The organism is Leifsonia psychrotolerans, from assembly GCF_013410665.1.
Classification (GTDB): Bacteria; Actinomycetota; Actinomycetes; order Actinomycetales; family Microbacteriaceae; genus Cryobacterium; species Cryobacterium psychrotolerans_A.
In genome coordinates this window covers 2,742,246-2,764,674 of the sequence record NZ_JACCFM010000001.1, presented here as the reverse complement: position 1 = coordinate 2,764,674, position 22,429 = coordinate 2,742,246, and the positions used below count along the sequence as shown (strand labels likewise).

Annotated in this window: 25 protein-coding genes; 14 read left to right on the top strand and 11 right to left on the bottom strand. The window is 64.0% G+C overall.

The window, feature by feature from the left end:
* Window positions 1-112 precede the first annotated feature (112 nt).
* The gene (locus tag HNR05_RS12655) at window positions 113-823 is read left to right on the top strand and encodes an MgtC/SapB family protein (protein WP_179579458.1); all 711 of its coding nucleotides are present in this window, start codon (window positions 113-115) and stop codon (window positions 821-823) included.
* Between the two features lie 18 nt (window positions 824-841).
* On the opposite strand, the gene HNR05_RS12650 is transcribed toward HNR05_RS12655, so the two are convergent.
* Window positions 842-1,189 (bottom strand): DMT family transporter, encoded by a 348-nt coding sequence (locus HNR05_RS12650; RefSeq protein ID WP_246318403.1) that lies wholly within the window; start codon window positions 1,187-1,189, stop codon window positions 842-844.
* A 121-nt stretch (window positions 1,190-1,310) separates the two neighbouring features.
* Between HNR05_RS12650 and HNR05_RS12645 the strand changes: the two genes are divergently transcribed.
* From HNR05_RS12645 to HNR05_RS12620, 6 genes are all read left to right on the top strand, one after another.
* The gene (locus tag HNR05_RS12645; protein ID WP_179579456.1) at window positions 1,311-2,870 is read left to right on the top strand and encodes an amino acid permease; all 1,560 of its coding nucleotides are present in this window, start codon (window positions 1,311-1,313) and stop codon (window positions 2,868-2,870) included.
* An 8-nt stretch (window positions 2,871-2,878) separates the two neighbouring features.
* The gene (locus HNR05_RS12640; protein ID WP_179579454.1) at window positions 2,879-3,613 is read left to right on the top strand and encodes a FadR/GntR family transcriptional regulator; all 735 of its coding nucleotides are present in this window, start codon (window positions 2,879-2,881) and stop codon (window positions 3,611-3,613) included.
* Window positions 3,610-5,007, top strand: coding sequence for a glutamine synthetase family protein (locus tag HNR05_RS12635; RefSeq protein WP_281369820.1), 1,398 nt, complete (start codon window positions 3,610-3,612; stop codon window positions 5,005-5,007). The genes HNR05_RS12640 and HNR05_RS12635 overlap by 4 nt, the downstream gene beginning before the upstream one ends.
* A 5-nt stretch (window positions 5,008-5,012) precedes the next feature.
* Window positions 5,013-6,407 carry an aldehyde dehydrogenase family protein gene (locus HNR05_RS12630; protein WP_179579452.1) on the top strand — a complete coding sequence of 465 codons (1,395 nt, stop codon included), beginning with the start codon at window positions 5,013-5,015 and terminating at the stop codon, window positions 6,405-6,407.
* A gap of 88 nt (window positions 6,408-6,495) precedes the next feature.
* Window positions 6,496-7,278 carry a 3-oxoacyl-ACP reductase gene (locus HNR05_RS12625; protein ID WP_179579450.1) on the top strand — a complete coding sequence of 261 codons (783 nt, stop codon included), beginning with the start codon at window positions 6,496-6,498 and terminating at the stop codon, window positions 7,276-7,278.
* A gap of 7 nt (window positions 7,279-7,285) precedes the next feature.
* Window positions 7,286-7,978 (top strand): gamma-glutamyl-gamma-aminobutyrate hydrolase family protein, encoded by a 693-nt coding sequence (locus HNR05_RS12620; RefSeq protein WP_218868889.1) that lies wholly within the window; start codon window positions 7,286-7,288, stop codon window positions 7,976-7,978.
* 39 nt (window positions 7,979-8,017) lie between these two features.
* Here the strand turns inward: HNR05_RS12620 and HNR05_RS12615 are convergent, their stop codons facing one another.
* From HNR05_RS12615 to upp, 3 genes are all read right to left on the bottom strand, one after another.
* Window positions 8,018-8,455, bottom strand: a complete 438-nt coding sequence (locus HNR05_RS12615) for a MarR family winged helix-turn-helix transcriptional regulator (protein ID WP_343062586.1) — start codon at window positions 8,453-8,455, stop codon at window positions 8,018-8,020.
* A 410-nt stretch (window positions 8,456-8,865) separates the two neighbouring features.
* Complete coding sequence (locus tag HNR05_RS12610) at window positions 8,866-9,579, bottom strand: winged helix-turn-helix domain-containing protein (protein WP_179579446.1); 714 nt, start codon at window positions 9,577-9,579, stop codon at window positions 8,866-8,868.
* Window positions 9,580-10,290: 711 nt separating this feature from the next.
* Window positions 10,291-10,923, bottom strand: coding sequence for a uracil phosphoribosyltransferase (gene upp / locus HNR05_RS12605; RefSeq protein ID WP_179579445.1), 633 nt, complete (start codon window positions 10,921-10,923; stop codon window positions 10,291-10,293).
* Between the two features lie 77 nt (window positions 10,924-11,000).
* On the opposite strand from upp, the gene HNR05_RS12600 reads away from it, so the two are divergent.
* Entirely contained in the window at window positions 11,001-11,447 is a 447-nt protein-coding gene (locus HNR05_RS12600; protein ID WP_179580947.1) for a nucleoside deaminase, read from the top strand.
* Here HNR05_RS12600 and HNR05_RS12595 read toward each other — a convergent pair.
* Both HNR05_RS12595 and HNR05_RS12590 read right to left on the bottom strand, forming a co-directional pair.
* Entirely contained in the window at window positions 11,404-12,111 is a 708-nt protein-coding gene (locus tag HNR05_RS12595; protein WP_179579443.1) for a glutamine amidotransferase-related protein, read from the bottom strand. The genes HNR05_RS12600 and HNR05_RS12595 overlap by 44 nt on opposite strands.
* The gene (locus tag HNR05_RS12590; protein WP_179579441.1) at window positions 12,108-13,070 is read right to left on the bottom strand and encodes a cation diffusion facilitator family transporter; all 963 of its coding nucleotides are present in this window, start codon (window positions 13,068-13,070) and stop codon (window positions 12,108-12,110) included. The genes HNR05_RS12595 and HNR05_RS12590 overlap by 4 nt, the downstream gene beginning before the upstream one ends.
* A gap of 111 nt (window positions 13,071-13,181) precedes the next feature.
* Between HNR05_RS12590 and proC the strand changes: the two genes are divergently transcribed.
* Window positions 13,182-14,030: a pyrroline-5-carboxylate reductase gene (gene proC / locus HNR05_RS12585; RefSeq protein WP_179579439.1), complete on the top strand. Its 849-nt coding sequence runs from the start codon at window positions 13,182-13,184 to the stop codon at window positions 14,028-14,030.
* A 2-nt stretch (window positions 14,031-14,032) separates the two neighbouring features.
* Complete coding sequence (locus HNR05_RS12580; protein WP_179579437.1) at window positions 14,033-14,638, top strand: hypothetical protein; 606 nt, start codon at window positions 14,033-14,035, stop codon at window positions 14,636-14,638.
* Here the strand turns inward: HNR05_RS12580 and HNR05_RS12575 are convergent.
* Window positions 14,635-15,306, bottom strand: a complete 672-nt coding sequence (locus HNR05_RS12575; protein WP_179579436.1) for a potassium channel family protein — start codon at window positions 15,304-15,306, stop codon at window positions 14,635-14,637. The two genes, HNR05_RS12580 and HNR05_RS12575, sit on opposite strands and share 4 nt — an antisense overlap.
* Entirely contained in the window at window positions 15,299-16,741 is a 1,443-nt protein-coding gene (locus HNR05_RS12570) for a TrkH family potassium uptake protein (protein WP_179579434.1), read from the bottom strand. Before HNR05_RS12570 ends, HNR05_RS12575 begins: the two co-directional genes overlap by 8 nt.
* 71 nt (window positions 16,742-16,812) lie before the next feature.
* Between HNR05_RS12570 and HNR05_RS12565 the strand changes: the two genes are divergently transcribed.
* A complete protein-coding gene (locus tag HNR05_RS12565; protein WP_179579432.1) occupies window positions 16,813-17,268 on the top strand; it encodes an ArsR/SmtB family transcription factor in 456 nt (151 codons plus the stop codon).
* A 132-nt stretch (window positions 17,269-17,400) separates the two neighbouring features.
* Window positions 17,401-17,499: a 30S ribosomal protein bS22 gene (locus HNR05_RS12560; protein ID WP_003792170.1), complete on the top strand. Its 99-nt coding sequence runs from the start codon at window positions 17,401-17,403 to the stop codon at window positions 17,497-17,499.
* 70 nt (window positions 17,500-17,569) lie between these two features.
* On the opposite strand, the gene HNR05_RS12555 is transcribed toward HNR05_RS12560, so the two are convergent.
* A complete protein-coding gene (locus tag HNR05_RS12555) occupies window positions 17,570-18,295 on the bottom strand; it encodes an HAD family hydrolase (RefSeq protein ID WP_179579430.1) in 726 nt (241 codons plus the stop codon).
* 43 nt (window positions 18,296-18,338) lie between these two features.
* Between HNR05_RS12555 and HNR05_RS12550 the strand changes: the two genes are divergently transcribed.
* Together HNR05_RS12550 and HNR05_RS12545 are read left to right on the top strand one after the other, a co-directional pair.
* Entirely contained in the window at window positions 18,339-18,608 is a 270-nt protein-coding gene (locus tag HNR05_RS12550) for a glutaredoxin family protein (protein ID WP_179579428.1), read from the top strand.
* Complete coding sequence (locus tag HNR05_RS12545) at window positions 18,605-18,904, top strand: Dabb family protein (RefSeq protein WP_179579426.1); 300 nt, start codon at window positions 18,605-18,607, stop codon at window positions 18,902-18,904. Before HNR05_RS12550 ends, HNR05_RS12545 begins: the two co-directional genes overlap by 4 nt.
* A gap of 237 nt (window positions 18,905-19,141) precedes the next feature.
* Here HNR05_RS12545 and HNR05_RS12540 read toward each other — a convergent pair whose 3' ends face one another.
* Both HNR05_RS12540 and HNR05_RS12535 read right to left on the bottom strand, forming a co-directional pair.
* On the bottom strand, window positions 19,142-20,029 hold the full coding sequence (locus HNR05_RS12540) for a hypothetical protein (protein WP_179579424.1): 888 nt from the start codon (window positions 20,027-20,029) through the stop codon (window positions 19,142-19,144).
* A gap of 233 nt (window positions 20,030-20,262) precedes the next feature.
* Window positions 20,263-22,284, bottom strand: coding sequence for a lamin tail domain-containing protein (locus HNR05_RS12535; protein ID WP_179579422.1), 2,022 nt, complete (start codon window positions 22,282-22,284; stop codon window positions 20,263-20,265).
* Window positions 22,285-22,429: the final 145 nt, after the last annotated feature.

The following is a 22,429-nucleotide window of genomic DNA, read 5'->3' as shown; positions in this document are numbered from 1 at the left end:
CGGGCGTCTAGTCACCCCTTGATTCGTGCTCTATGGTGGGATGTCGCGTCGGTAGCGACTCGGTCGAGTCTGCTGTAGAACAAGTGTTCTCGACGCAGAGTCAAGGGGTTCCATGCTGCAACTTGAGTTCGTTTCGGATTCGACACTGACCCAGATCTTTCTGCTTCTGCTGGCGTTCGTACTCTGCGCAATCGTCGGGGTCGAGCGGCAACGCAAGCTCAAGAGCGCCGGGCTGCGTACCCACACGCTGGTCGGTTTGGGTGCTGCGGTGTTCACCCTCGTGTCGGCCTACGGCTTCAGTAACGTGATCGGCCCCGAGGTGGTGCTCGACCCGTCAAGAATCGCGGCGCAGATCGTGTCGGGTATCGGCTTTCTCGGCGCCGGCGTGATCTTCGTGCGTCAAAATGCCGTGAATGGCCTCACCACGGCTGCCACGATCTGGATGTCTGCGGCGATCGGGATGGCGTGCGGGGCCGGGATGCCGGTGATCGCGGTGATCGCGACGATCCTGCACCTGGCCGCCGTCGCATTCCTGCCCATTCTCGGACGACGAATTCCGCTGATCGACAAGGATCAGGTCTTCGTTGTGTCGTACAAAGAGAACCGGGGCGTGCTGCGCGACATCCTGCATCGGGCGACCGAGCTCGGCTACGAGGCGTCCCTCACCAAGACCCGTCGAATCAACATCGATGGCAAGGTGCCTCGAGTTGAAGCCGACATGAGATTTCGCCATGGTCGGGGCCCGCTGGAAGACCTCGTTGAGGGTCTCGCCGAGATTCGCGGGGTGATCTCGGTGCAGGTGACGAAGGACGAAAACGACTGACCGTTTTCGGCGTCAGCGCTAGTGTTTGCCGCCCAGTTCGAGCAAACCAACACCACTGATTACGAGCGCGAGGCCCACGATCTGCACCCAGCTGAGCGACTCCTTGAAGAGCAGCCAGCTGACGATCACGATCGCGACGACGCCGACGGCGGACCAGATCGCGTAGGCGATACCGAGTGGAACGCCGCGCGAGAGTGACTGGCTGAGTGCTGTGAACGACGCAACGTAGCCGACGACAACGATCGCGTAGGCCCACCATTTGGCATTCTCACCCGCCGTGAACTTCAGGAAGGTCGTCGCGATCACCTCAGCGACGATGGCCAGAGCGAGGAACAGGTAGCCCCACATGTGATCGTCCTCACTCATTCTCTAAATGTCTGACATCAGGCCATTGACATTTTTGGATGCCGCAGGCCAGAATTCAGACACTATCGTCACCTGAGCCCTCTCCCATCAGATCATCCATCAGATAGGCAGTGAAAACTTCATGACTGACAAAACGACAACGACGTCGGGTACACAATCGGCCGCACAATCAATCGCAGATGCGGATGCAGCTGAGCTCGCCAAACTCGGCTACAAGCAAGAACTCCACCGCGGAATGTCGGGCTTCTCGAACTTCGCGGTTTCCTTCTCAATCATCTCGATCCTCGCCGGCTGCATCACCTCCTACTCGATCGCGCTGCGCTCGGGCGGGCCTTCGGCGATCAGCCTCGGTTGGCCCATTGTGGGAATCTTCGTGCTCTGCGTGGCCCTGGCGATGGCCGAAGTGTGTTCTCGCTACCCCACGGCTGGCGGTCTCTACTTCTGGGCCGGCCGCCTGGCCAAGAAGAATAAGCGCGAATGGGCCTGGTTCGTGGGCTGGTTCAACTTCCTCGGCGAAGTTGCCGTCACGGCGGCCATCGACTTCGGTGCCGCCACGACGATGATGGCCTTCGCCTCGCTGACCTTCGGGGTGGAACCCAACCCGATGAACACCTTCGGTCTGTTCATTGTGATCATCGTTCTTCACGGTCTGCTGAACGCCTTCGGCGTCAACCTGGTCAGCCTGCTGTCCAACGTCTCGGCCTGGTGGCACATTGTCGGCGTCGCAATCATCGTCGCCGTGCTCTGGATCCTGCCGACCAGTCACCAGTCCTTCACCTGGACCATGACCACCTGGCACAACGAGACCGGATTCACCTTCGGCCCCTACGTGTTCCTGATGGGTCTCCTCATGGCTCAGTACACCTACACGGGGTACGACGCGTCAGCCCACGTGGCCGAAGAGACCAAGAACGCCGCCATTGCGGCCCCGCGCGGCATTGTGATGAGCGTGTTGATCTCGATCATCGGTGGCTGGATTCTGTTGTTCTCGATCACCGCCGCCATTCAGGACGGGTCGCCTGAGGGCTTGAACAAGCTGCTGGCCACCGAGACCGGGCTGCCGCCCGCTCAGATCTTCCTCGACGCACTGAACAACCCCGACGTGGCGAAGTTCTTGCTCTTTATCGTCTGTGGCGCCCAGTTCTTCTGCGGCATGGCCTCCGTCACCGCGAACTCCCGCATGAGCTACGCGTTCTCGCGAGACAACGCCATCCCCGGTTCGCGACTGTGGGCCAAGGTGAACAAGCGCACCGGTACCCCGACGAACTCCATCTGGCTGTGTGTCGGCGCGGCAATCGTGCTGGCCTCCCCGGCCATGTTCAACACCACCGCGTACTTGGCCGTGACCAGCGTCGCCGTCATCGGGCTCTACATCGCCTATGTGGCACCGGTCTTCCTGCGCCGGTTGAGCAAGGACTTCACCCCCGGCCCGTTCAGCCTCGGCAAGTGGAGCCCGGTCATCGGCTGGGTCGCCGTGGTCTGGGTGGTCTTCATCTGCATTCTGTTCGTCCTTCCGCCGGTTCTGCCGATCACAATCGACTCGTTCAACTACGCGCCGATCGCGGTGGCGGTTGTGGCGATCTTCGCGACGATCCTCTGGTTCACGTCGGGCAAGAAGCACTTCATGACCCAGGAAGAGGCCGAACACCTCACCATCGACGCGAGCAAGCTGCTCGACTAGTCACTGCCATGTCCCTCCCCGCAGTCGTCGCCTCGCCACTCATCGATGCAATCCTCCGTCCTGTTCGCGGACATATGGCTTTCGAGTCCTGTGTCGAACAGCTCGGTTCGGCGATTCAGCTCGGCATCTTCGAACCCGGTTCGAAGTTGCCACCCGAGCGGATCCTCGCCGAGAAGCTCGAGGTGTCGCGGGCGACGCTGCGGGAGGCCATCAGCGCCCTGCGCTCCGCCGGCCTCGTGTCAACGACACGAGGCCGCGGAGGCGGCACGGTCGTGGGGCTGGTCGAAAACGCCCGACTGCCTGACCAGGCTCGCAACGCCGACCGGCAGGAGGAGATCGCGGACGTACTGATCTTCCGTCGGGTGATCGAGCCGGGCGCCTGCTACAGCGCGGCATCCAGTGCCCTGACGGACGCCGCGCGTTCGCGTCTCACCGACAGCCTCGCCGACACTGAGAAGGCGACGGCGCCGGCCGACTACCGACAGGCCGACGCCCGCCTGCACCTCACGATCGCCGCGCTGTGCGGCTCGGGCGAACTGACGAAAAGCAGCAGCCTGATCCAAAACAAGGTCCACCAGTTTCTTGCGGAAATTCCTTTTCTGCAGATGAATATCACGAATTCGAATCAACAACACCGGAAGATTGTGCGCGCCATCCTCGACGGGGAAGCCGACACCGCTCGTTTCGTCATGGAAGAGCATTGTGACGGCACGGCCGCACTTCTGAAGGGACTACTGAAATGAGCGGTTGGAAAGCAATGACGCAGAACTCGCACCCCCGAAACGACCGCATGCTGACGGTCGACACGTTGAAGGCAGAAATCGACAGCGGTGATATCGACACCGTCGTGCTCGCGTTCACCGATATGCAGGGTCGTCTGCAGGGCAAGTTGCTCCATGCCGCCTTCTTTCTGGAGTCGACGCTCGACCACGGCACTGAAGGCTGCAACTATCTGCTTGCGGTCGACGTTGAGATGAACACGGTCGACGGATACGACAGCACCTCCTGGGAAAAGGGCTATGGCGACATGCAGTTCGTGATGGACCTCGACACCATCCGCCGGCTGCCGCATCGCCCGGGAACCGCGATGATCCAATGCGACCTCACTCTGATCGACGGCGGCCCGGTGCCGATGTCGCCGCGCACAATGCTGCGTCAGCAGGTCGATAAGGCTGCCGCGCACGGCTGGACGGCTTTCTCGGGCACCGAGCTCGAGTTCATGATCTACGAGGACACATTCGAAGAGGCGTGGAACAAACGCTACGTCGACCTCGTTCCGGCCAACCAGTACAACGTCGATTACTCGGTGCTCGGCTCGTTGCGCGTCGAACCGGTGCTGCGCACCATCCGCAACATGATGTACCAGGCCGGCATGACCGTGGAGTCGGCGAAGGGCGAATGCAATTTTGGGCAGCACGAGATCGCGTTCAAATATGACCAGGTGATCACCACCGCCGACAACCACACTGTCTACAAGACCATGGCCAAAGACATCGCCGCGCTGCAGGGCAAGTCGATGACGTTCATGGCCAAGCCGAACGCGCGCGACGGCAGCTCCTGCCACATCCACATGTCACTGCGTGGGCCGAACGGCGAACTGGTCTTCTGGGACGCCGAGAAGGGCGAGCGCACCGCACTCTATAACCACTTCATCGCGGGAGTTTTGCACACCATGCGCGAGTTCACCCTCTTCTATGCGCCCAACATCAATTCGTACAAGCGGTTCGTGAATGGTTCGTTTGCGCCGACCGCCGTCGCCTGGGGGCTCGACAACCGCACCTGTTCCGTGCGTCTGGTCGGGCACGGCCAGAGCGCCCGCATGGAGAACCGGCTTCCCGGCGGGGACGTGAACCCCTACCTGGCCCTGACCGCCATGCTGGCCGGTGGGCTGTACGGCATCGAACATGAGCTCGAACTTGAGCCGGCCACCACGGGCAGCGCCTACGCATCCGGTGCGCCAACTGTGCCGACGACGTTGCACGAGGCCCGAGAGCTGTTCGCGAACTCGGCGATCGCCAGGGAGATCTTCGGCGAAGATGTTGTGAAGCACTATGTGAACTACGCCGACGTCGAAATTGCGGCGTTCGACTCTGCCATCACCGACTGGGAACTCCGCCGCGGGTTCGAAAGGCTCTAACACCAATGAACTTCCCCTCCTCCGTCTTTTCGGCCGGCGGTAGCTTCGACGTGATCAACCCGGCCACCGCGGAACTGCTGACCCGAGTCGATCAGGCCGATCTACACGAAACGGATGCCGCCATCGAGCGCGCACACCGTGCGTTCGCCGGCTGGAAAGCCGTCGCCCCCGGCGAACGGGCCCGTCTGCTGCGTGCCTTTGCCGCCACCGTCGATGCCCACCTCGATGAACTCGCCTGGCTCGAAGTTGCCAACTCCGGCCACACCATCGGGAACGCCCGCTGGGAAGCCGGCAACGTGCGCGATGTGCTCAACTATTACTCGGCCGCGCCTGAACGCCACTTCGGTCGCCAGATTCCGGTCGCCGGGGGAGTGGACATTACCTTCCACGAACCGCTCGGCGTCGTCGGCATCATCGTGCCGTGGAACTTTCCGATGCCCATCGCGGGCTGGGGATTCGCCCCGGCGCTGGCCGCGGGCAACACCGTGGTCTTGAAGCCGGCCGAAATCACCCCGTTGACCGCGCTGCGCCTGGCCGAACTCGCCCTCGAAGCCGGACTGCCCGAGCATGTGTTCACGGTGATTCCGGGCAAGGGATCCGTCGTCGGCGATCGGTTTGTCACGCATCCGCTCGTGCGCAAGGTGGCCTTCACCGGTTCGACCTCGGTCGGCAAGGGAATCATGCGGGGCTGCGCGGATCAGGTCAAACGGCTCACGCTCGAATTGGGCGGCAAGAGCGCCAACATCATCTTCGACGACGCCGATCTCGAGAAGGCGGCCGCCAGCGCACCCGGGGGAGCCTTCGACAACGCCGGCCAGGACTGCTGCGCACGGTCCCGCATCCTGGTGCAGGAAAACGTGTACGAGCGTTTTCTCGAACTGTTTGAGCCGGCGGTCACCTCCTTCGTCGTCGCCGATCCCCGATCCGAGAACGCCCAGATGGGCCCCATGGTCTCGGCCAAACAGCGCGACGCCGTCGCCGCCTCCATCGCCGCCGCCGACGTGGCCTACACGGGGGCGACGGTGACGGGCAGCGCCGGGTTCTGGCTGCCGCCAACGGTCGTGTTACCCACGAGCGCCGACGATCCGGTCTGGCGTCAGGAACTGTTCGGCCCGGTCGTGGCCGTCATGCCGTTTCGTGACGAGGCGGATGCCATCGCGAAGGCCAACGACACCGAATATGGCCTGTCCGGCTCGATCTTCACGAGCGACGTCGGCCGCGCGCTGCGCGTCGCCCGGGGGGTCGAAAGCGGCAACCTGTCGATCAACTCGCATTCCTCGGTGCGCTACTGGACCCCGTTCGGCGGCTTCAAGCAGTCGGGCCTCGGCCGCGAGCTCGGACCCGACGCCCCCGACTCCTTCTCCGAGGTGAAGAACGTGTTCATCTCGACCGAGCCCTGATCGAGGCAACCCCCACCGCGGCATCCGTCGCCCTCGCGCATTTTTAGCCCACCACAGTGAATAGAACAACAGAACGGACAACCACGTCATGAGCGGAAAACTCGAAGGCAAAGTCGGCGTCATCACCGGAGGCTGCTCCGGAATCGGATTGGCCACGGCCCGAAAATTCGCTGCAGAAGGCGCCAAGGTCGTCATCGGCGACCTCGATGAGGTCAACGGCCCCCGGATCGCCGCCGAACTGGGCGGCTCCTTCATCAAGACGAATGTGACGGACGAGGCCGAGGTCGAGGCGCTTTTCGCCCATGCCAAGGCCACATTCGGCAGCGTCGACGTCGCCTTCAACAATGCGGGGATCTCGCCGCCCGATGATGACTCCATTCTGAAGACGGGCATCGATGCCTGGCGGAGGGTGCAGGAAGTCAACCTGACCAGTGTCTACCTGTGCTGCAAGGCTGCGCTGCCGTACATGCTCGAGCAGGGCAAGGGCTCGATCATCAACACCGCCTCGTTCGTGGCGATTATGGGCGCGGCGACCTCGCAGATCTCGTACACCGCTTCCAAGGGCGGCGTACTGGCGATGACCCGCGAGCTTGGCGTGCAGTTTGCGCAAAAGGGCATCCGGGTGAACTCGCTCTGCCCCGGGCCGGTCAACACTCCACTGCTGCAAGAGCTCTTCGCCACGGACCCCGAGCGTGCCGCGCGGCGCCTGATTCACGTACCGATGGGCCGCTTCGCCGAGCCCGAAGAGATCGCCAATGCCGTCTCGTTCCTGGCCAGTGACGAGTCAAGCTTCATCACAGCCACCGACTTCTTGGTCGACGGTGGCCTGTCGAACGCGTACGTGACGCCGTTGGATGCCGACTTTGACTAACCGGCCCGTGATCGGAATCAGCACTTATCGGCAGCCCGCCGATTGGGGAACGTGGACGCGGGTGTCGGCCGATCTGCTTCCGTCGTCGTACGCCGATTCGGTGCGCGACGCCGGTGGCGTTCCGGTGCTGATTCCGCCCACCGGGTCCCTCGCCGAGGCGCGCGCAGTGATGGCGCGCCTCGATGGCCTCATCGTGGCCGGGGGTGCAGATCTGAACCCGGGCCTCTACGCGCAGCAAGCCGACCCGACCGTGACGACCTGGTACGACGACCGTGACGCCAGCGAAATGTGGTTGCTCGATGCGGCCGATGAGCAGCAGAAGCCGGTGCTCGGCATCTGTCGGGGCATGCAGCTGATGGCTGTTCGCGCTGGGGGCACGCTAGTGCAACATCTGCCGGATGTCGTCGGTCACGACCGTCATTCGGGGGGCGACAACGCCTACAGCTCGTCGGAGGTCACGGTGGAACCCGGGCTTCGGATCTCTGCACTGGTCGCGTCGCACCTCGCCGTGCCGTGTCATCACCACCAGGCTGTCGCGGCCCATCCGGGATTCGTTGTGACGGCACAGAGTGCCGACGGGGTCATCGAAGCGATGGAGTCGACCGGCGAGCGGTTCGAATTAGCCGTGCAGTGGCATCCGGAAACCGACGCTGACAAGGCGCTCTTCGCCGGGCTCATCGCGGCCGCCACACCGGCGTAGCTCGCGGTCCCAACGCGACCACACCGCTCGGCGGACGACTCAGCTCTCGTCGTTGCGCAGCCGGTCGCAGAGCACCGTGAGTTGCGTGAGCTCGTCTTCGCTGAGGGTCTCACCGACCCGCTTGGTGATCGACCTCATGTGTGAGACGGCCATGCGGCGGAACAGCACGAAGCCGGCATCCGTCAGTTCAACGATCGCTCCACGGCCGTCGTCGGGGTCGGTGAGCTTGGTGAGGAGGCCGCGCGTGACGAGGCGGTCGATCAGACGGCTCACGCTCGGTTGGGTCAGCAAGACGTGACGGTTGAGATCACGCAGCCGGATGCGGCGGTCGGGTGCCCGCGAGACGGTGAAGAGCACGTCGTACTCGTTCAGTGAGATCTCGTGTGAGGGAAAATCGGCGGCCAGACTGCGCATCACCGCGACCTGCGCGCGAAACAGGGATTCCCAGGCGGCCACGGCAACGGCTCGGTCGGTCACGATCGATCCTTCATGAACCCAGACTAGAAGAAGTGGGGCGACGAGTCGAACGAGGTTCCAGCCGGGTTTCGGAGCACTCTCAGAAAACTCATAGAAAAATAACGATCAGGTAACTAGCGCTCCGTTATCGGTTCGTTATATATTCGTAGTGCGTCAACCGTTTGCTGTGGCGGAAGACGCGAAATGTGATTGCAGGACACTCTTGGTGCAAGGGAAGAGGGTCGGTCGTTAGCCTCTACGACCGGCCCTCAATCACGTTAAGGCGCCAGTCATTCATTAGAGAGTGCGCCCGCCGCCAGCCTTCCGCTGTCCGCCGACTTCGCCTCTTCCGGTCGACTTCCCCTCGCGTGCCGGGCGAATTCGACCGGATTGGGCGAAATCGGCGAGGGTGGCGGCGTGTGGCCGTCGTGCTAAAAGAAGTCCGGGCTCGGAGTTGACGCCTGGCGAATCGACACGTCGGCGTGGCGGTCGAAGCGGTAGCCGACGCCCCGCACGGTGCGCACGATGTCCTCATAGCGACCCAGCTTCGAGCGCAGACGGCGCACGTGCACATCGATCGTGCGCTCGTTCGGCGCTTCTTCTTCGCTGCTGGCGTCCCAGAGCGACGAGATGAGCTCGGCACGTTCGATCGTGCGCCCCTCCCGCAGCACCAGGTACTGCAGCAACTCGAACTCCTTGTACGTGAGCGCGGCGGCCTCGCTGTCGAGAATCACGCGCTTGCGAGAAATGTCGATTACCACGCCGCCCGGCGCGCGATCGGGGTCGTCGGTCTCGGAGCGGTGCTTGGCCAGCGCCGACGGGTCCTGGAGAGCGAGTCGAACGACGTCGACGTCGCGCCCGCCGGCGCCGGCCGGAGCCAGTGCCACGGCGGCATAGGTTTCGGACGATGGCGCGAGGTCGGCCGTGAGCAGCTTGATTGCCTCAACGATGCGGTGCAGGCTCGTTCCGGCCGCGGCGGCCTTCGCCTCGTCGATGCCGACGTAGAACACGAAGCCGCGGGCCTCGGTGCCCTCGGGCACTGCACGGATGCGCGGGGCCGGGGCTGGCTTCGGTGCCGGCGCAAGGCTGAGCTCGGGGCGGTGGGCGTGTGCGGAGCGGGCGGTGTCGATGAGTGCAAGTGACATGAGTGATCCTTCTGGCGTGATGATGCGGTGAACCCGACGCTCAGGAGGCGTCTGAAGGGTTCGACAAAATGTGGCCCGTTGGGGCCCGGTACGGCGATATGAATCCGCCGGGGAATTCAGCAGGCTTGGAAAGCGACAGTGAATGCGGCGATCAGTGCGTCAGATGCACATTCGACAACACGCGACAGCGCCCGTGCCGGGCATCATCATGCCGGCAGTCCCAGAAGCCTCGACGGAGGTCAGGGGGTGTGCGTTCGTCGTCATAACTGCGAGTAAAGCGGAGTGTGACGAGATGTGTCAATTCGGGTGTGTCGCGTGACGCGCTGTGACGCGAATCAGGTGCGCGTAGAGCCTGCGCGATCGGAGCATCCGTCGTGAATCGCGCTTCTGTCAAATAATCCGTGAGAGAAAGGGGGTCTATCAAAGTTTCGTGAAGTTTGGAGGGAAGTGGGTGGCATCCCTCGAAGTTCCTGCGTGCCGCGGCTGGCGGCATCCGTTTTCAGGGGAGCCCGCTGTCCCGCGATTCGGATAACCAGCCGAAGCGCCGCGTGTCGTTCGACGGGGACGCGGCGTGTCGCGCCATTCTCCGAATCGCGGGACAGAGAAGGGGCAGCGAGAGAAGGGGCAGCGACAGAAGGGGCGAATGTGAAAGCGCGAAAGCCGGCCCTGACCAGAAGGTCAGCGGCCGGCTTTCGCAGAAACAGTGTGGAGTTAGACCAGGCCGTAGAGGCGGTCGCCCGCGTCACCCAGCCCGGGAACGATGTAGCCGAGTTCGTTGAGCTTCTCGTCGACGGCACCCAGCACGATGTTCACATCGCGGCCGGCCAGGGCCTTCTCGACGGCGGCGAGGCCCTCCGGGGCGGCCAGAATGCAGATGGCTGTCACGTCAACCGCACCGCGGTCGAACAGGAACTCAATGGCGGCAATCAGCGAACCACCGGTAGCCAGCATGGGGTCAAGCACGAAGCACTGACGGTCGGACAGGTCGTCGGGCAGGCGCTCGGCGTAGGTGGTGGGCTCGAGCGTCTCTTCGTTGCGAGCCATGCCGAGAAAACCGACCTCGGCCGACGGCAGCAACTTGACCATGCCCTCGAGCATGCCGAGACCCGCCCGCAGAATCGGCACAATGAGCGGCTTAGGATCGCTGATCTTCACACCCTTCGCGAGGGCGACAGGGGTCTGCACCGTGACGTCTTCAACCCGCACGCCGCGCGTTCCCTCATAGGCGAGAAGCGTCATCAGCTCTTCGACGAGGGCGCGGAACATGGGGGAGGAGGTGTTCTTGTCGCGGAGCACCGTGAGCTTGTGAGTGATGAGCGGGTGGTCGGCAACGTGGACTCGCATAGGGTCAATACTACGAGTTGAGAGGGCATCAGGTGAGCGCGTTGGAAAAACCGCAGGGGAGTCGCCATGGCGACTGGATGCGACTGGCCCTTGTCGAGGCCGAGGCCGCACTGCGCAGCGACGATGTGCCGGTCGGCGCCGTCATCCTCGACACGGACGGACAGGTGATCGGCCGCGGCCGTAATGAGCGCGAATTACACCAGGACCCCACCGCTCACGCCGAGATCGTCGCGATTCGTGAGGCCGCAGCGGCCACGGGCGACTGGCATTTGACCGGATGCACCCTCGTCGTCACCCTGGAACCCTGCGTCATGTGCGCGGGGGCGATACTTGCCGCTCGGCTGCCGACGGTCGTGTTCGGGGCGTGGGACGAGAAGGCAGGGGCATCCGGTTCGGTCTATGACGTCTTGCGCGATCGCCGATTGAACCATCGGGTCGAGGTCTTCGCGGGGGTCGAGGAAGAGATCTGCGGGGCACTGCTCAGGGTTTTCTTTGAAAACCCAGCCCGTCGAGCCATTCGCTGAAGAGAGCGCGTGAGGCGATCTGCATCGCCGCCGAGAATCTCTCCCGCTCGGCACGCAACACGGCGGGTTCGAGAGCGTCGCCCTCGGCCAGCGCCAGGTTCAGCCACTCCTCGTGCATTGTCGCAGTCAGCTCGGGATGGAACTGCACGGCCAGGGCCCAGTTATCGATCCCGAACGCTTCATTCGCGTACGCCGGCGAACTGGCCAATCGGGTTACGCCGGCCGGCAACTCGAAGGTGTCGCCGTGCCACTGCATCACAGGCACGCCCACAATATGGCGCAGCGGTCCGTCGGCGCCGGCCGCCGTCGGCGTGACAGCACGAAAGCCGACCTCGATGGTGGGCCCTCGAAAGACGGCTGCGCCAAGCGCGCTGGCCAGAAGTTGCGCGCCCAGGCAGATGCCCACGACGGGCCGCTCTGCGGCGAGGCGGCGCTGCAGCAGCGTGACCTCATGCACAAGCGACGGATGCTTCTCGGTTTCGTAGACGCCCATATCGCCGCCGAGCACGACCAGCAGGTCGGCTGCGGTGGCATTGAGGGCGTCCAGATCGGCCGCCGGGCTCTCGACGTAGTCCACGTCGAATCCGTAGTCGCGCAGTACCGGCTCGAGGTTACCGAGGTGCACCTGCGGCTCATGCCGCAGAACCACCGCGGTGCGGGTCATTCGAGGCCCTTGATCACGATCGCGTCGGTGGGCGGGGCCGCGGCCGCCGGGTCCACGTAGATGTCGGGTTCGATGTAGATCACACGCGCCAACGGCACGGCCGAGCGAATCCGCGCTTCGACCTGGTTGATGCTCAGGGCCACGTCCGCGAAGCGGCTGCTGCCGTCGAAGGCGAGTTTCGCGGCGACCATGAGCTCGTCGGGGCCGAGGTAGAGAGTCTTCAGATGAATGATCCGCTTGGTCTCAGGGCCGGCGAGGATCGCAGCTTCGATGGCATCGAGGTCCGCTGTGCTGGCCCCTTCACCGACGAGCAGGCTCTTCGTCTCGATGCCGAGAATGACGGCGACCAGAACGAGAAGCGCTCCGATGGCAATGGTGCCGAGGGCATCCCACAGCGGGTTGCCGGTGATGACCGTGAGGCTGACGCCGAGCAGCGCGAAGACGAGGCCGATGAGCGCCGCGACGTCTTCAAGCAGCACGACAGGGAGCTCGGGGGCCTTTGCGCGGCGCACGAACTGCACCCAGGTCTGGCCGTTGCGCAAGGGGTTCGACTCCTTGATCGCGGTGCGCAGCGAGAATGACTCGAGCCCGATCGCAATGACCAAGACGAGAAGCGGCAACCAGGCGTTCGTAAGCTCGTGCGGGTGCTGCAGCTTCGCGAAGCCTTCGTAGAGCGAAAACACCCCGCCGATCGAGAAGAGAATGATCGAGACGACGAACGCGTAGACGTAGCGTTCACGGCCGTAGCCGAACGGATGCTCGAGATCGGCACGCTTCTTGGCCTTCCTTCCGCCGAGCAACAGCAGCAGCTGATTGCCGGAGTCGGCAGTCGAGTGAACGGCCTCGGCCAGCATCGAGGACGATCCCGATAGGGCCCAGGCCACGAACTTTGTCAGGGCGATGCCGAGATTGGCCGCGAATGCCGCCAGAATTGCTTTGTTCCCACCCGATGCGCTCATGCTGCAATCCTAGATTGTGCGCCCGGTGCACAATGCCTGCCTGTGGGGCGTGCCTGGCCATCGCACCAGGTTGCCCCTGGTGTGTTGCGGTGCTGAAAGTACACTGGGAGCATGACTTCTGCCCCCGTGACACTGCCCACAATCGCCTTTCTGGGGGCCGGTTCGATGGCGCGAGCGATTCTGGCCGGGCTGCTGGCACCGGGCGTGAGCGTGGAGGGTGGCATCCGGGTCACCAATCGCAGCGCCGAGAAGGCCGGCGATTTTGACGACTCTGATCGGGTCACCGCCTGGGCGACCGAGATCGAACCCGAGGCGAACCGGCTGGCCGTGGCCGGTGCCCGCATAGTGGTCGTCGCAGTGAAGCCGGCCATGGTTCCGGCGCTGCTGACCGAGATCGCCGACGCCCTCGCACCCGGAACGCTCGTCGTGAGCGTGGCGGCGGGCGTCACCATCGCCACGTTCGAAGCGTTACTGCCCGAGTCGGTGTCGGTGATCCGCTCGATGCCAAACACTCCGGCCGTCGTCGGCAAGGCCGTCACCGGAGTGAGCGCCGGCACCCGCTCGACGGACACCGATCTCGCTCTGGCCGTGGAGCTCTTCGAAACGGTCGGAACGGTACTCGTGGTGCCCGAGAACAAGCTTGACGCTCTCAGCACGATCTCCGGCTCCGGCCCGGCCTATGTGTTCTACCTAATCGAACAATTCACGCGCACTGCCATCGACAAGGGTTTCACCGCCGCCGAGGCCGCGACCCTGGTCGAAGGCACGTTCCTGGGCGCGAGCACTCTGCTGGAGGCATCCGATCAGGGTCCGGCCGAGTTACGCCGTCAGGTGACCAGCCCGAACGGCACCACCGAGCGCGCGATCGAGGAGTTCGAGAAGATCGACCTGAAGGGCATCTTCGACACAGCCACGGATGCCGCACTCGCGCGGGCTCGCGAGTTGGCCGCTGCCGGGTAACGATGCGTCGCCCAGCGGGAACAATAGCGGTCGGGATCGCCCTGGCCGTCTTCGCGCTGCTCCTGGCCAGCTGCACGGTCGGCGGCAGCGACGTGCCCTCCGCGTCGGCGTCGCCGCCTGCGACGGGGGTCCCCTCGCCACAGGCGCAGGAACCTGCCGAATCACTCGGCACCCCCGGCGCGGCCGGATGTGCGCCGGCCTCACCGCAGCGCACCGACACGGTCAGCGGATTCCCCGAGGTGCAGGGCACTGCGAATCCGGGCAACACGCTTTATGGGCTGATCATGGGCGACACTCCGTTGCGCGCGAGTAACACCACGACCAAATTTGTCTGGCGAATCACCGGAACCGGCGATGTGACGGTGAGCGTGAAACGTCCGGACGGGTCCGCCGGACAGCTCGTCTGGGGACCGGAATCGCACGATGACAGCACCTATCTTCGCCCGGGCGACGAGTGGGGCACCGGCGTGATTCTGAATGTTGCCGGATGCTGGGAGTTCGTCGTGCGGCACGGTGCAGCCCAGGCATCCGTCTATCTGCTGGTCACGCCGCCCGCGGCACCAGCGCCGAAAGCGACGCCGGCACCGGTTCCTACTTCAAGCGGTTAGGAGCCGAGCGACGCAAACCGTTCGATGTCGCCCTCGGTGCCCGAGACGATGATCAGGTCGTGGTTCGAGACCACGGTCTCGGCCGTCGCGTAGGTGAACGGCTTGCCGGGGCTTTTCACGCCCACGACCGTCACACGGTGCTTGGTGCGCACGCCGGATTCGGTGAGGTTCATGCCACGGATTGCCTTCGGCGGGTACATCTTTACCAGGGCGAAGTCGTCATCGAACTCGATGAAGTCGAGCATGCGCCCGGATACCAGGTGGGCGACGCGCTCGCCGGCCTCGGCCTCGGGATAGATCACGTGGTTGGCGCCGATGCGCTCGAGGATCTTGCCATGCGACTGCGAGATCGCCTTCGCCCAGATCTGCGGCACCTTGAGGTCGACCAGGTTCGCGACGATCAGCACGCTGGCCTCGACCGACGAGCCGACAGCGCAGACGGCGATGGAGAAGTCTTGGGCGCCGATCTGACGCAGTGCGTCGATCGACTTGGCGTCGGCTTGAACGGCGTGAGTGACCCTCTCAGACCACTTCTGGACGAGAGCGTCGCTGGAGTCGACCACGAGAACCTCGCGGCCGAGGCGGTCGAGCTTGCCGGCCGTTGCCGCGCCGAATCGGCCGAGGCCGATCACGAGAACGGGGGCATCATGCTTGATTCGATCAACCAACGATGGGCCTCTCTTCCGGACGTTTGAAAAGCTGCCTGCTCTGGCTGGCTGCCAAAGCGGCGGCGAGTGTCACTGTACCAACTCGACCCATGAACATTGTGGCGGCGAGCACATAGACGCCCTCCGGCGGCAAATCTTGGGTGAGACCGGTTGAGAGCCCGCAGGTGGCAAAGGCAGAGATCACGTCGAAAAGCACCATGTCGAGCGAGGCCTTGGAGACCTGCAGAAGCACGATCGACGAGACGGCCACGGTCGTGGCCCCCCAGAGCACCACGCTCACCGCCAGACGCAGAATGTCGCGGGGGATGCGGCGGCCAAATGCCTCCATGCTCTCGCGGCCACGGGCCTCGGCGAAAGCGGCGAAAAACAGTACGGCCAGGGTGGTCACCTTGATTCCGCCGGCCGTCGAGGCCGATCCGCCCCCGATGAACATGAGCATGCCGCTGACGAGCAGGCTGGAGCCATGCAGATCGCCGATATTGATCGTGGCGAAGCCGCCCGACCGTGTCATCACCGACATGAAGAGCGATTGGAAGACGGTGTCGCCCACATTGAGCGAGCCGAAAGTCTTCGGATTGTCGAATTCGAGAAGAATGTAGAGCATCATTCCGGCGAACATCAGAATGATCGTCGTGACCAGCGTGATCTTCACGTGTACTGACCAGCGGCGAGGCTTGCGCCAGCCGCGGGCGAAGGCGTAGATCACCGGAAAGCCCAGACTGCCGAGGAAGACACCGACCATGAGGGCGCCGAGAAACCAATAGTCATTCGCGAACGCGCTCAGCCCGGCTTCGTTGGGGTTGAATCCGGTGTTGGTGAACGCCATTGCCGAGTAATAGAGGCTGTGCCACAGTGCTTCTCCGGCGGGTACACCGTCGATCAGCATCCGGGGGAAGAGCAGTGCGGCCACGGCCGCCTCGATCACAAAAGCGCTGATTGCGACGGTGAGCAACAGGTTGCCGACCTCGCCGAGGCGCACAGCTTGGCCCTCGTTGACAGGCCCGACGTGGATGCGCGAGGGGTTGGTGTCGCTGGCAGCCATCAGTTTCGCGCGTAACCCCAGGCGGCGTGAAATGGCCATGCCCATGATTGACGCCAGGGTCAACACGCCCACGCCGCCGATATTCACGCCCACGTACACCAGAACGTTTCCGAACGGGGACCACTGGGTGGCCATGTCAACGGTGCTCAAGCCGGTGACACAGATCACCGACACCGCGGTAAAGAGGGCGTCGTGCAGCGCCGTCACCGTTCCGGTGGACGAGGCGATCGGCAGTGAAAACAGAAGGGTGAAGACCAAGATCAACGCGGTGAAGACCAAAATCGCGAAGCGCGAGGGTGAGTTACGCGCGATGCCGTCGATGAAATCGCGAATGCGTACGTACCAATTCACATGCGGCTTCGGGAATCTAGAGGCGGCGGCAGTGCTGTGCATTCAGCCCCCTTCTCTCGGCTCCGACACGACTTGTCATGGTACTCCTGATCGGGAATGAGTAGCCTGGTGCAATGGCAGACATTTTTGACGTTGTGGCGGACTCGACCCGACGAGACATTCTGCATATTCTCCTGCAGCGATATAACCAGTCGAGTGATGCCGCAGAATTGAGTGTTTCTGACATTGTCAGTTCACTCGGACTCAGCCAGCCGACGGTCTCGAAGCACCTCAAGGTGCTGCGCGAGGCGGGCTTGGTTGGTGTGCGCGAGGAGGGGCAGCACCGCTATTACCACCTGGACTATTCACCGCTTGAGGTGATTGAAGACTGGCTGATCCCATTCCTCAGCGTCGATTTCGACCCGACCATCGATCAGGCCCTCGCCGCGGACGAGGCGGGCCTGAAAGTCGAGCAGCGGGCATTTGCCGCCGCGCTCGGCAAGGCGTTCGCCGACACCTCGTTCCAGATGACGCATGTCGTGAAAGACGCGACATCCAAAAAAAGGCGCAAGAACGACGAGAGAGCCTGACCGGGTCGCAAATTATGCTGCGATTACGTGCCTGTCAGACGGTGTGCGTAGGCGCCACCCCATTCTTCGGTTAGAATAAGGTTTTCGTGCCAGTCGTGATTTCAGCGATTCAACCAAATCTTGTGAGGTCTTGTGGGTTCTGTAATTAAGAAGCGACGCAAGCGCATGGCGAAGAAGAAGCACCGTAAGTTGCTTCGTAAGACTCGCCACCAGCGTCGCAACAAGAAGTAGACGGTTTAGATCGTTTGCTGGCGTGAGCGCTAGACCCCTGGGTCTAGCGCTTTTTGCTTGCCCAATGGTCTCAGCGGGCGGTGCGTGCGGCGCGTGCCGCGGCCTTGATGCTGGCCGTCTTCAACCGCATCACGGGCCAATCGCGAGCCTCCGCGTAACGGCCGAGCGTGGCATCCGGGTTCACGACCACCGGGTTCCCGACCAGATTCAGCAACGGAATGTCGTTGTGCGAATCGGAGTAGGCCCAACAATCCGCGAGATCGACACCGCTCGCTTCGGCTCGAACCTGCGCCGCGTGAGCCTTCTGCTCGCCGTGCATCACCGAGCCGATCAAAGCGCCGGTGAACACGCCCTCGACCGACTCGAGAACCGTGCCGAGCGCACCGGTGAAGCCGAGCCGCTCGGCGATGACGTCGGCGACTTCTTGCGCGGTGGCCGAGATCAGCCAGACTTCGCGGCCGGTCGCCAGATGCTTCTGGGCGACCTCGACGGTCTCGGGCCAGAGCCGTTGGGTGAGTCGGGTGTCGAAAATCTCATGGCTGAGCCGAATCAATTCGTCCCGGCGATGGCCGACGACGATCTCCAGCGCGCGCTCGCGCACACTGTCGAGGTGCGCCCGGTTCTCGCCCACAGCGACGAACCGCGCTTGCTTCCAGCCGAACGAGAGAATGTCGCGCAGAGTGATGAATTGGCGCCGCCACGCGCCGACGCCCACGTAATACAAGCTCGCACCGCGCATCAACGTGTTGTCGACGTCGAAGAACGCGATGGCGGGAGGGCGAGCAGCAGCAGACATGTGGAAATGAGTCTATTGGCAGAGGGGCCTTTAGAGTTGGAGGATGTCTACAGCACTTCTCACCTTGATCGGCAAGCCCGGTTGCCACCTCTGCGACGACGCCCGCGACGTGATTGTCAGCGTCATGGAAAAGGTCGCGGCAGAACCGCAGGCGCCTGAGATGGTGCTTGAAGAACGTTCGATTCTCGATGACGACGAGCTGATGGAGCGCTACGTTGAAGAGATCCCGGTCTTGCTGATCAACGGCAAGGTCCACAACTATTGGCGCATCGACCCCCTGCGGTTGCGTGCGGCCCTGATGGAGATTCGATGACCATTCGCCACATCGTGTCGTGGCAGCTCGCCGCGACCGACCCCGTCGAGCAGGCCGAGCATGCCGCGGGCATCCGTGCGCGTCTGCACGCTCTCGTCGGCGTCATCGACGGTATTCGCGCGTTGTCCGTGGGAACGGATGTCGCCGGTGGCGGCAACTGGCATGTCGTGCTGGTCGCGGATTTTGACGACCTCGATGCGGTGAACCGTTACCAGGTGCACCCGGCGCACACGGCGGCCGGCGCCTACATTCGGTCGGTCGTCGCGGCCCGGTCGTGCGTCGACGTCGAGCTCTAACCCGCGTCCGTTCGAGTCCCGAGTCCCCCGGGTCCCGTGTCTGGTGTGTCCCGCGGCCCTAAGTTCCCTGGGTCCCGTGTCCGGCGTGCCCGGTGGCCCCGTGTTTCGTGTCGGGCGTGCCCCGAGCCCTGCGTGTCCCGCCTTTTCCCGCGAGTGAGCAGTTGTTGTTGCTTCGCGACGCGTGAGTACCCAACAACTGCTCACTCGCGGAAGGAGATCGGGCGGGGGCGTGGGAGCTCAGTCGACCTTCGTCAGCCCGGTGATCGACATCGATGACGACTGACCGTTCTGGCAGGTCTGGTAAAGCAAGTCGTAGCCGCGCGGCAGATCCGCCGTCGTCGCCGTCGACTGGTTGAGCATCGCGAGGATGCCGTCGACCCGATACGTCCCGGAGTGCAAGCCGGTCAGTTCGATGAGGGTTCCGGCCTTGGAGGGAAAGTCGCGGCCGCCGCAACTCCAGTGCTCGGCGATCGTGGGGATACCGTAGCGTTCGGTCAGGTCGACCGAGCCGATGCAGGCATCCAATTCGGGATACCAGCCGGCGGCGGCGACATTGTTCGTGTAGCGAAGGCGCTTCTGCTCGGCCTCCCACGCGGCAACGGCCTCGGTCAGTGCACGCATCGGCACAGCCAGCGTCGACGTGACGGCGGGCAGCGTCGCGGCATCGTCGAGCATGAAGGTCGCGAGCACTGACGCGCTGTGGCGCATCGGGAACCCCGCAAGCAGAACGCCGGATTGCGGCCGGTTCTTCGCAGCCGCCGCGGATGCCGCAATATCGTCCTCGACGGCACCGACACGTCGATCTGCTGTCACGATCGCGTCGGCGAGTCGGGTGCGTGGCATTTCATCGAGAACCCGCCCAGCGCTCGTCTGGAGCAGGGTCTGCGCGTCGGCCAGCGTCGACCGTGCGGCGTCGACCAAGGGAGCAGCCGTGGACTGCTTGACGGCGAGGGATTCCCGTGCGGCGTCGTAGTCGCCCTGCGCCGTGAAGTGGAGCGCGGGAACCATCACCGCCACTGCGGCGATGAGCACAGCGCCGAGGGTCAGCCCGAGGCGAACTCGCCGTCTGGTGACCGGAATGGGGGTGTGTGGTGTCGCGAGGTCCGAGGGTGGTGTCGCAGACATCTCGCTCCCCTCATCAGTCCGAGCCTGGCCGACGCGGCGAAAACTCTCCTTGCCATCTGCGGATGGCGGAGGCCAACTGGCGCCTGCGCCGTTGACGCGCTCACCACTCTACTGGCCGGGTTGCGTCCCCCTGAGGATGTATGTAGATGTCCCCTATACCTCGGCCGGACGCAGCACACGGCCCGGGCCGTTGGTGGCCGGGCCGTGAGCGTCGTCTGTGTCCGTGCGGTGATCTAGGAGGTGGCGCCTCGACGACGAAGGAGGAGAAGGCCGGCGCCGCATCCCAGAAGCAGCAGCAGGGCTGTGGCGGGTGTGCTGATGTCGATTCCCGTCGAGGCGAGCCCGGCTACCGCGGTGCCGGAACCCGGAGTGCTGATGCCAGGGCCCGACGGGCCGTTACCGGAACCCGGAGTGCCCGCAGGAGTACTGATGGCAACGATCGTGATGTCGGCCCAGCCGATCAGGGTTCCGTCGGCGGCGACCACGGCGAGGCGGTGGGCGCCAGCAGCAGCGGATGCCGGAATCGTCACGTTCACGGTTCCGGCCCCACTTACGATGCGCCGGGCCAGGTGCACGGGCTCGGAGTGCAACCACACGTCGACGCTCCCGCCGGCGGATGCCGCACCAACTGCCACGATGATCGGGGCTCCCGGGTGCGCGGTTGCCGGCGCGGTGATGAACCCGCGCGTCGCATCCGTGAGCGACGCCGTCGGTACGGGCTTGGCCGGACCCGCGGGCGGGTCCACGGGCGTGGGCGGATCAGTCGGGTCGGTCGTCGTCGGGGAGCACGCGATTGTTCCTTCACGCAGCGCGTGGCTCGCGGTGTTGTTGTCGTCAGACCAGAAGACGGGCTTCAGGCCATCGACACAGAGCTTCTGGGGGGCGAGAGCGAACCCTTCGTTGTTGATATTCGGCATGCCGGACGGGCGCTCATAGACCGTCGTCACGGCGAAATGACCGGCCCGCTCGCCCGTTTGCGCCACCTGGAGCAGAGAGCTGCGGCCGTCGCAGGTGTCGTCACAGGCCGCCCAGAGTGCCGAGCGCTCTGCATCGAATTCAAGGTCCATCACGCCACTGAAGCCGCTGGAGATGGTTGCAACGCGGTGGTAGTCGCCCGATACCTGGTCAAGGGCATAGGCGTAGACGGTGCCATTCGCTTCGAGACCGACGACGAAGAGCCCGGTGCCGTGATTTGGGTAGTCAGCCGGCCTGTAGACCGTGGCGGAGCTTTCATCGACGAACCCCTGAGCGACGAGAAAACTGTCGGGGACCCAGGCGATGGCCTCGAGTCCGCTGTTGGGGGCCACGGGCGGTAGATCGGCGACGAGGTTCCATTCGATCGTCGCCGAGAGGGTGGCGGCTGAGCCTGTGACGTCGTAGCGCAGCACCGAGGGCCGGCTCACTTTGCTTACATCATTGTTGCGCTCTGACGAGATGAAGACTCCTCCGGCCGGTCCGGCATCCGTCAGTGCGATGCCCTCGGCATCGACATCACCGGTGCCGTCGGCATAGTGAAGTGGCTTGCCGGATGCCCACCCATCAGTTGAGACGGCGGCCCAGGTCGCGCCGTTCCAGGCGAGCTGGTACATCGTTCCGACGCCGTTCTTAGAAGCCCAGATCGTGCCAGGCGCTGCAGTGCCGGATGGCTGGTAGGCAAGCCCGCTGAGGTTGGTACCGAAGAATCCTGCCGCGTCGACGGCGCTGATCGCGGTGCCGCCCGGCCAGGGTAAGGCAGAGGGGCCGCCGGTGCCCGGTTCCGTGCTGCCGTCCGGCACGACGCAGTCGTTGGCGGCACCCTTGGTAGGTGTTTTTGTAGTCACGAACTCGCCAGTGCCGTCGGGGCAGCGGCCGTAGGTGGTCGTCGCGTGGGCGGTCCAGCTGTAGGTGTCGATCAGAGTGACGCCGTCGGCGGTGAAGAGTCGGGCCGAGTCGGCGGCGCCGAGTCCGTACGCGACGTCGACGTCGAGTGCGAGAAAGCCACCTGCCGGGATCGTGGTAGCCGCAGGAACGACGAAGCTGTGCGTGTCATCGTTGTCTTTGAGAACCAGGCCCGAGACATCCGCTGGAGCCGAAGCGGTGTTGACCAACTCGATCCAGTCGCCGGGTGCACCGCCGCTTGACTCGACCTCGTTGATGCGCACGCCGCTCGGGGCGTCGGCCATGGCCATGGCCGGGCTGAGGGTGGCGGCTACTGGCACGAGAACGGCCAGAGATGTGAGAAGGGCGGTGGCGGGACCGCGCCAGGTCTTTCGCATTCGGATGCCTTTCGAAGCAGGTCGATCGCCCGCGGTGGGCACGGTTCAACACTGGAGGCCGCGCTGAAACCTGCGGTGAACGGGAGCGAAACGTTCGAAACTTCTCGCGAGTGAGCAGTTGTTGTTGCTTCACGACGCGTGAGAC